The sequence below is a fragment of the Oceanobacillus jordanicus genome (assembly GCF_022095695.1).
GTDB lineage: Bacteria > Bacillota > Bacilli > Bacillales > Amphibacillaceae > Oceanobacillus_B > Oceanobacillus_B jordanicus.
In genome coordinates, this window is sequence record NZ_JAIFZM010000018.1 from 66,831 (window position 1) to 75,729 (window position 8,899).

Annotated in this window: 7 protein-coding genes and 1 other annotated feature; of the genes, 6 read left to right on the forward strand and 1 reads right to left on the reverse strand. The window is 41.0% G+C overall.

The window, feature by feature from the left end; all coding sequences use genetic code 11:
• The first annotated feature begins 31 nt into the window (after positions 1 to 31).
• Positions 32 to 1,132: an HD-GYP domain-containing protein gene (locus K3T81_RS16910; protein WP_238021126.1), complete on the forward strand. Its 1,101-nt coding sequence runs from the start codon at positions 32 to 34 to the stop codon at positions 1,130 to 1,132.
• Positions 1,133 to 1,304: 172 nt separating this feature from the next.
• On the opposite strand, the gene K3T81_RS16915 is transcribed toward K3T81_RS16910, so the two are convergent.
• Complete coding sequence (locus K3T81_RS16915) at positions 1,305 to 2,252, reverse strand: YaaC family protein (protein WP_238021127.1); 948 nt, start codon at positions 2,250 to 2,252, stop codon at positions 1,305 to 1,307.
• Between the two features lie 177 nt (positions 2,253 to 2,429).
• On the opposite strand from K3T81_RS16915, the gene guaB reads away from it, so the two are divergent.
• The 5 genes from guaB to serS all read left to right on the forward strand — a co-directional run bounded on the left by guaB (position 2,430) and on the right by serS (position 8,789).
• Positions 2,430 to 3,902 (forward strand): IMP dehydrogenase, encoded by a 1,473-nt coding sequence (gene guaB / locus K3T81_RS16920; protein ID WP_238021128.1) that lies wholly within the window; start codon positions 2,430 to 2,432, stop codon positions 3,900 to 3,902.
• Between the two features lie 136 nt (positions 3,903 to 4,038).
• Positions 4,039 to 5,376 carry a serine hydrolase gene (locus K3T81_RS16925; RefSeq protein WP_238021129.1) on the forward strand — a complete coding sequence of 446 codons (1,338 nt, stop codon included), beginning with the start codon at positions 4,039 to 4,041 and terminating at the stop codon, positions 5,374 to 5,376.
• Positions 5,377 to 5,456: 80 nt separating this feature from the next.
• Positions 5,457 to 6,341, forward strand: coding sequence for a pyridoxal 5'-phosphate synthase lyase subunit PdxS (pdxS, locus tag K3T81_RS16930; protein ID WP_106895335.1), 885 nt, complete (start codon positions 5,457 to 5,459; stop codon positions 6,339 to 6,341).
• A 17-nt stretch (positions 6,342 to 6,358) separates the two neighbouring features.
• Complete coding sequence (gene pdxT, locus K3T81_RS16935; RefSeq protein ID WP_238021130.1) at positions 6,359 to 6,946, forward strand: pyridoxal 5'-phosphate synthase glutaminase subunit PdxT; 588 nt, start codon at positions 6,359 to 6,361, stop codon at positions 6,944 to 6,946.
• A 270-nt stretch (positions 6,947 to 7,216) separates the two neighbouring features.
• Positions 7,217 to 7,443: a binding site (T-box leader), on the forward strand.
• A gap of 71 nt (positions 7,444 to 7,514) precedes the next feature.
• On the forward strand, positions 7,515 to 8,789 hold the full coding sequence (gene serS, locus K3T81_RS16940) for a serine--tRNA ligase (RefSeq protein WP_161464012.1): 1,275 nt from the start codon (positions 7,515 to 7,517) through the stop codon (positions 8,787 to 8,789).
• Positions 8,790 to 8,899: the final 110 nt, after the last annotated feature.

The following is an 8,899-nucleotide window of genomic DNA, read 5'->3' on the forward strand; positions in this document are numbered from 1 at the left end:
CTGATTAATATGGTAAAGGGGGAAGAATGGTATGAGGGTAAAAGCCTCGCAGCTTGTCCCAGGATGTGTGTTGCTTAGAGAAATAAAAGGGAAAACAAATAGAGACATTATCCCAAAAAACACGGTATTAACTGAGGAACATATTACGGTCATAAAAAAATTCATTGTTGAAAGTGTAGAAGTTTCTTCAAAGCTTGTCGAAGGAGATTCCTATACTCCAGAAAAGGCAGAGGAAGTGGAACAGGTTCAGCAAAAGGCTGAAAAGAAAGTTGCTGAAGAGCTCCCACCTTTCCAGGAACATTATGAACAAACAGTACAAGCATACAAAAAAATGTTTGAAAACTGGAAAAACGGTGCGCCTTTAGATATGCCATACGTTCGCAAACTAATCATTCCTTTAATAAAAAGAATGGACGATATCTCCTCTGCTGTTTACACCATGCACCATTATGCAAACAAGCGGGATTATATTTTCTATCATAGCGTCGCAGTCAGCATCCTATCCGCATTCCTTGCAAGAAAAATGGGCTACCCCTCTGGCGATTGGCTCCAAATCGGACTTGCCGGGTTTTTATGTGATGCAGGAATGGCAAAGGTCGACCATAACCTTCTTCATAAAGCGGGTACACTAAACACAGCACAAATGACCGATTTGAAAAAACATCCTACTTATTCTTATCGCATGGTTGAACAAATCCCAACCATTAAACAATCCGTGAAGCTGGCGATTTTGCAGCATCATGAAAGAATGGATGGCAGTGGGTATCCACTTGGCCTATCTAGTGGAAAAATACATAAAGTTGCAAGAATAATAGCGGTTTGTGATATGTACCATGCCATGACATGTGAAAGGGCATATAAGGAAAAGCAATCTCCATTTTTAGTAATAGAGGAATTGCAAAAGGAACAGTTTTCCACCCTTGATCCAGATGTTGTTGCTAGCTTTGTTGAAAGTATGACGCATTTTTCTATCGGAACGAAAATTCGTCTTTCCAATAACCAGCTTGGTGAAATTGTGTTTATAGATGCAAAGCATCCAACGAGACCTATGGTACGAATGGAAGGTAAAAAGGATATCATATCCTTACAGCAAACAGAAGTGTTCATTGAAGAAATAGTCGGTATCCAGTAATGAGGATTACCGGCTATTTTTTATGAATTGAAAGATAGTACGTTACCCATTGATGATGATTAAACCGGCTGGTGATTTCCTCAAAGAGTCCATCATCACCGTATGACGATTAAACCACCCAAACAGCTCCTAAAAAATATTCATCACACCCTGCCTGACGATCTAAACGTCATCAAGCCTTTCTTTTATAAAGCTCTAATCCCAATAAGATCGGTACTTTTTCGGCTGACTCTTTCAGAAACTGTGTAATAAAGGGATAGTCTACATCTGACTTTGATGTAAAAAGATCTCCCCACCAATCGGTTTCATAGCGACAGAGCATACTAAGATTATATAAGAGTAAGTAATGGACCATAACCTCGGAGAGTGGCAGGAACAGTTCTCTTTTTGCAGGAAAAAAGATGGGGCTTTGTGTTTTATCTGAGTAGAACGGGCCTTTGAGCTCAGTCAAAGGCTTGGCAAGCTCTACCTGTATATGATGGGAATCTGATTCCATATGTCTTATTTCTGGGAGAAAAGAGGAGATTTTATTAAGGAATCCATCCTTTGTCGTATGGTAATCATCCAGTATCTCAAGTGGGAATTCTAGCCATGTTCCCTGCATTCTTCCTACCTGATAGAGCCCTTTCTCCTGGTGGAAACCAAGCATCGTTCCCATTTCTGGAATGAGGGAAAGGAGTTGTTTCATATTAATTTTTTCAAACGGTAGTCTATTTATATGAAATAAGTGCTCAGAGAAGTAAGGGAATAAGCCATTGTGCTGTAGCTTTACTTCATCCCGCAGAAAAGAGTAGTCCTTTTTCTTTCGTTTTCTTGCGGTAACCCCGTGGGCAAGTAGGCTTGTCGATTCTGGATAATCTGGCCTTACTGTCATCAAGCAGGCTTTGATTAGATGTGCCATGCCGTAAAAGTAAAGGACTGGCTGCAGAATGGGAGAGGAGTTACGCCCACTTTGGTAAAACATCTGCCCGTGTTGTATATACGAGGTAAAAACAGTGCAGTTTTCATAGCTTTTTCGATCCGCATCTATTTCCCCTATTACTTTATAACAGTTGTATAGATAATGCTGCGCCGTTTGCTGTGACGTCAGATAGGTATAAAACATCTCTATATCCTGCATATAACATCATCTCCCAACTGTTTAAAAATTTTGAATCTACTTTCTTTAATTTTGTTTCGCTATCTAGTTGAAAAAGCAAATAGGTTGGCGTATTGTATATAAAAATAGCATTACTTGCATAGCTTGTGCAGGGATTGCACGTTGCATACATATTACGAATCAGGAGGAGGAAGTATCATGCGTGAAGACAAGTTCGCTAAAGAAGGATTAACGTTTGATGATGTGTTGTTAATGCCAGCAAAATCCGAGGTATTACCTAAGGATGTGCAGGTTAAAACAAAACTGACAGATAACCTGCAGTTGAACAATCCATTTATTAGTGCCGGAATGGATACCGTAACAGAGGCTGAGATGGCTATCGCCATGGCTCGCCAAGGTGGCTTGGGAATCGTTCATAAGAATATGTCAATTGAGGATCAGGCTGAACAAGTGGATCGTGTGAAGCGTTCGGAAAGTGGCGTCATAACCAACCCATTTTTCCTTACTCCTGAGCATCAGGTGTACGATGCTGAGCATCTAATGGGTAAATTCCGTATTTCAGGTGTACCTATTGTTAACTCTATTGAGGAACAAAAGCTTGTTGGTATTTTAACGAACCGTGATTTGCGTTTTATCCAGGATTACTCCATTTCCATTTCTGAAGTTATGACAAGCGAAGACCTTGTTACAGCTCCGGTAGGAACAACATTAGAAGAAGCAGAGCAACTTCTCCAACGCTATAAAATTGAAAAGCTACCTTTAGTAGATGATCAAGGCATGCTTAAAGGATTAATTACGATTAAAGATATTGAAAAAGTAATCGAATTTCCAAATGCCGCCAAAGATAGCCAAGGAAGATTACTTGCAGGAGCAGCCGTTGGTGTTACTGGCGATGCGATGAAACGAATTGAAAAACTCGTAGAAGCAGGTGTTGATGTTATCGTAATTGACACAGCACATGGCCACTCTAAAGGTGTACTTGACCAAATAAAAGTGGTTCGCAACGCACATCCTGAATTGGATATTATTGCAGGAAATGTGGCGACAGCTGAAGCAACTAAAGAACTGATTGAAGCAGGTGCTTCCATCGTCAAAGTTGGGATTGGTCCTGGCTCTATTTGTACTACGAGAGTAGTAGCGGGTGTGGGTGTTCCACAAATTACTGCCGTTCATGACTGTGCCCTTGCAGCAGCAGAATATAATGTCCCAGTTATCGCTGATGGCGGGATTAAATACTCTGGTGATATTGTTAAGGCATTGGCAGCAGGAGCGCATGCAGTAATGCTTGGGAGCATGTTTGCAGGTGTGAATGAAAGTCCCGGTGAAACGGAAATTTATCAAGGAAGACAGTATAAGGTTTACCGTGGTATGGGTTCTGTTGGAGCAATGAAGGCTGGTTCTAAGGATCGTTACTTCCAGGAATCAAGCGAAGCTAAAAAGTTGGTGCCTGAAGGAATTGAAGGAAGAGTTGCTTATAAAGGTGCTCTCGCTGACACGGTACATCAATTAATAGGTGGCCTGCGTGCAGGTATGGGTTATTGTGGTACAGGTTCTATCGATGAATTACGTCATGATGCACGTTTTATTAAAATAACGAATGCCGGGCTTCGCGAAAGCCATCCACATGATGTTCAAATCACGAAAGAATCACCAAATTACTCTCTACAATAGAAAAGATAATTATATTAGGAAATTTAGTAGACGGGGGAAATTCCCCGTCTATTTTTTCAGCGTTTTCTATGGTAAAATAACAAAGTGCGCACGTACATCACAAGAAGGTTAAACTACAAGTTGGAGGTAAAGGAAGTTGAAACACATAATGAAAAAGCGTTTATCAATGCTACTGGCTTTTCTGGTAGTGATAACATCAGTATTTGTCCAGCCATTTGCGGCGCAAGCCCAAGACACATTAGATATTGAAGCTGACTCGGCTATTTTAGTTGATGCAGCAACAGGGAAGATTATTTTTGCGAAAAATGCAGATGAAGCCCTGCCTCCAGCAAGTATGACAAAAATGATGACGGAATACCTTGTATGGGAAGCCATCGAGGAAGGTCAAATCAGCTGGGATACAACAACACAGATTAGCGACTATCCATATAGCATATCTGCCAATAACTCTTTTTCAGGAGTTGGATTAAGGCAAAATCAGGATTATACTGTTGAGTCTTTATACGATGCGATGGCAATTAATTCCGATAATGCTACAACCATTGCACTTGCTGAACTGATCGCAGGTTCAGAAGGTGAATTTGTAAAAATGATGAACGAAAAGGGAGAAGAAATGGGACTCCCTGATTATAAATTTGTAAACTCTACAGGATTGGATAATTCTTCACTTGGTGATAATTATCCAGAAGGTACGGAACCAGATGCTACTAACATGTTATCTGCTGAGTCCTCTGCCTTACTAGCTTATCATCTCATAAAGGATTACCCTGAAGCGTTGGAAATATCCAGTATTCCAGCTACAGAATTTGATGGGCAACAAATCCGGAACTGGAACCACATGCTTGATCATGATACAACGTTTTTAAAGCAGTTTTATTATGAAGGGGTAGACGGATTAAAAACAGGTCATACCGATAGCGCTGGATATACCTTTACTGGAACAGCAAAACGCGGTGATCAACGTTTCATCTCGGTTGTAATGAAAACCGACAGTGAAGAAGAACGTTTTGCAGAAACAGCGAAACTATTTGATTATGGGTTTGATAACTTTGAAACAACAGAGTTATTCCCGGCAGGTTATCAACTTGAAGACCAAGCTACTATTCCAGTAGCTAAGGGAAAAGAAGATGCAGTGTCCGTATCTACTGGACAAGCAGTTTCCTTCCCGATTAAGAAAGATGAAGCGGATGCTTATAGCATTAAATATACAATAGACGAGGACAAGCTAAATGCTGAAGGAGAGTTGGCTGCACCTGTTAAAAAAGGGGATGTAGTAGGAACTGCCGAACTCGTTTATGAAGGCGAAAATGATTTTGGATATATTATGACTAGCTCTGATGGTCCAATTAACTTGGTTGCAGACGAGACAGTAGAGAAATCCAATTGGTTTATGCTGACACTTGGCGCAATTGGCGACTTCTTTGCAGATCTTTATACAACTGTTGTAGATTGGGTTAAAGGTTTATTTAGTTAATAAGTTCGAGGTAATACCAAGGAAGTCGTAACGTTTTCCGAAGCACCAATTATTCAATTTAAAAATAGGGGGAATTATTCATGTCAAATACAGGTACAGAACGTGTAAAACGTGGGATGGCGGAAATGCAAAAAGGCGGCGTCATTATGGATGTAGTGAACGCTGAACAGGCAAAAATAGCGGAAGCTGCAGGGGCAGTTGCCGTAATGGCACTTGAACGCGTACCATCAGATATTCGTGCAGCAGGTGGAGTAGCACGTATGGCAGACCCAACTATTACAGAAGACGTTCTTAATGCTGTATCCATTCCAGTAATGGCAAAAGCGCGTATTGGCCATATTGTGGAAGCTCGTGTACTTGAAGCAATGGGTGTAGATTACATTGATGAAAGTGAAGTACTAACACCAGCTGATGATATTTATCACTTAAATAAGTCAGATTACACTGTACCATTTGTATGTGGCTGTCGTAATCTTGGTGAAGCAGCTCGTCGTATTGGAGAAGGTGCTTCCATGTTACGTACGAAAGGTGAACCAGGAACTGGGAACATCGTGGAGGCAGTTCGTCATATGCGTGAAGTGCAATCAGAAATTCGTAAGCTTTCTGCTATGTCCAAAGATGAAGTGATGACATTTGCCAAAGTAATCGGAGCACCATTTGAGTTATTGTTACAAATCCGTGAAGAAGGCCGCCTACCTGTCGTTAACTTTGCTGCAGGTGGAATTGCAACACCTTCTGATGCTGCACTTATGATGGAGCTAGGAGCAGACGGTGTATTTGTTGGATCAGGTATTTTCAAATCAGATAATCCGGAAAAATTTGCGAAGGCTATTGTGGAAGCAACAACACATTACCAAGATTATGCATTAATTAGTGAGCTATCTAAAGGACTTGGTACAGCTATGAAAGGTCTTGAAATGAGTACAATTGCTGCTCATGACCGTATGCAGGATCGCAGCGAATAGAAAGAAGGAATGATTTTATGATAACGATTGGTGTTCTTGCTCTTCAAGGAGCAGTACGTGAGCATATTCGTTCAATAGAAGCATGTGGAGCAAAAGCTGTTGAAGTAAAGCGTGTGGAACAGCTTGAGGAAATTAACGGCATCATTCTTCCTGGTGGGGAGAGTACGACCATGCGTCGTTTAATTGATAGCTATGGTTTCTTCTCTGCTCTTAAAGAATTTGGTCGCCAAGGTAAACCTGTTTTTGGCACATGTGCAGGGTTAATTTTGATGGCAAGTGAAATTGATGGCCAAGACAATGCCCATCTAGGGTTAATGAACATGAAGGTAGCACGAAATGCATTTGGCCGCCAAGTGGCAAGCTTTGAAGCAGATCTTGAAGTAAGCCATATTGGTGATGCGTTTAATGCTGTATTCATTCGTGCACCGTATGTATTGGAAGCTGGCCCAGAAGTAGAAATATTGGCTACTTATCAAGACAGAATTGTTGCAGCAAAGCAGGGGCATTATTTATGCACAGCATTCCATCCAGAATTAACGGATGATAACCGTGTCATTGCCCACTTTGTAACAATGGTCGAAGCATCCATGAAAGCAACTGCTTAATCGTATGGTTGATACAAGTAATATTTAAACGAAGTGCTACTATTGGGTTATGGGTCTACACCCAGCGAAGGAAAATACGTAGACTTCTTGGGGAGAAAAGGCATCGGTAAGACCCCGTAGTGCGTAGCACACGGAGGCTTACCAGCCGCCCCAGAAAAGCGTAGTATTTTCCGTAGCGGCAAATTAGCACCCTTCTTTTCATTTATGATGAGACTAGGGTTGCAATCGATGTATAAATTGTATATGATATGCTATAATTAGTAATAGAATATAAAAGTTACGACAGGAATTAGTAACAGTATACCTTTCTAAAGAGAGTCGATGGTTGGTGTAAATCGATGTGAGCGTACTGTGAATCCATCCTTGAACTGGTTTATTGAAACCGGATTTTCTCGGAAGTAAATAAACCCGGTAGTTACCGTTAAAAACTGTGAGCCGGAAGAGGTTATACTCTTCAACAAGGGTGGCAACGCGGGAATTATACTCTCGTCCCTATTTATTTAGGGACGAGAGTTTTTTGCGTTTCTGTCACACTGATCAATGTAATGAATAAAAGGAGGAAACGGACATGTTGGATATGAAGTTTTTACGTAACAACTTTACGGAAGTGAAGGAAAAATTAGCACACCGCGGTGAAGATCTCTCCGAGTTAGACAAATTTGGGGAATTAGATGAAAGACGAAGAGAGCTCATTGCTGAAACAGAAACGTTGAAAGCGAAACGTAATGAAGCAACTAAGCAGATCTCTGTTCTTAAAAAAGAAAAGAAAGATGCGGACCAAGCAATTAAAGAAATGCGTGAGGTTGGAGAACGCATCTCTGAACTGGATAAAGAATTAAAAGAAATTGAAGAAACACTTAACACGATTATGCTTTCTATCCCAAATATCCCTCATGAAAGTGTACCTGTGGGAGAAAATGAAGAGGATAATAAAGAAGTGCGCAACTGGGGAGAACGTAAAGATTTCAGCTTTGAAGCACAACCTCATTGGGACATTGCGACAAACCTTGATATCCTTGACTTCGAACGCGCAGCTAAAGTAACAGGAAGCCGTTTCGTCTTTTATAAAGGGCTTGGAGCCAGACTAGAGCGCGCTTTATTAAACTTTATGATGGATTTACATGCAGATGAACATGGCTATGAGGAAATGCTTCCACCATATATCGTCAACCGCACCAGCATGACAGGAACAGGTCAGCTTCCTAAGTTTGAAGAAGATGCCTTCAAGCTAGAAGAGTGGGATTACTTCATGGCTCCTACAGCAGAAGTACCTGTTACGAATTATCATCGTGATGAAATCTTAAATCTAGATGATCTTCCTAAAAAATACGTAGCTTTCAGTGGCTGTTTCCGTTCTGAAGCGGGTTCTGCTGGTAGGGATACACGAGGCCTTATTCGTCAGCATCAATTTAATAAAGTGGAGCTCGTTCACTTTGCTAAGCCAGAGGATTCTTATGAGACATTGGAGAACTTGACAGGACATGCTGAAAAGGTATTACAACTATTACAGTTACCATATCGTGTCATGAGCATGTGTACTGGTGATCTTGGATTTACAGCAGCGAAGAAATACGATATTGAAGTATGGATTCCAAGCCAAAACACGTACCGGGAAATTTCTTCTTGCTCTAACTTTGAAGACTTTCAGGCAAGACGTGCAGGAATCCGTTTCCGCAGAGAAGCAAATGCGAAGCCAGAGTTTGTTCATACTTTGAATGGCAGCGGATTGGCACTTGGTCGAACCGTTGCAGCTATTCTGGAGAATTACCAACAAGAGGATGGCTCTGTCATCGTTCCTCCTGTATTACGTGCCTATATGGGTGGTAAAGAAGCCATTAAATAATTGGATAAGATAAAGAGTAAGGCTGTTTTTCGGTTATCGAAAAACAGCCTTTTCTAGTTGTTTCGGAAAGTACGTTAAGCTCATCGCGAAGATTGTAGATAGATTTTTCC

Coding starts and splice junctions, on each gene's coding strand:
- K3T81_RS16910 (WP_238021126.1), top strand. CDS start 32: ATGAGGGTAAAAGCCTCGCAGCTTGTCCCAGGATGTGTGTTGCTTAGA.
- K3T81_RS16915 (WP_238021127.1), bottom strand. CDS start 2,252: ATGCAGGATATAGAGATGTTTTATACCTATCTGACGTCACAGCAAACG.
- guaB (WP_238021128.1), top strand. CDS start 2,430: ATGCGTGAAGACAAGTTCGCTAAAGAAGGATTAACGTTTGATGATGTG.
- pdxS (WP_106895335.1), top strand. CDS start 5,457: ATGTCAAATACAGGTACAGAACGTGTAAAACGTGGGATGGCGGAAATG.
- pdxT (WP_238021130.1), top strand. CDS start 6,359: ATGATAACGATTGGTGTTCTTGCTCTTCAAGGAGCAGTACGTGAGCAT.
- serS (WP_161464012.1), top strand. CDS start 7,515: ATGTTGGATATGAAGTTTTTACGTAACAACTTTACGGAAGTGAAGGAA.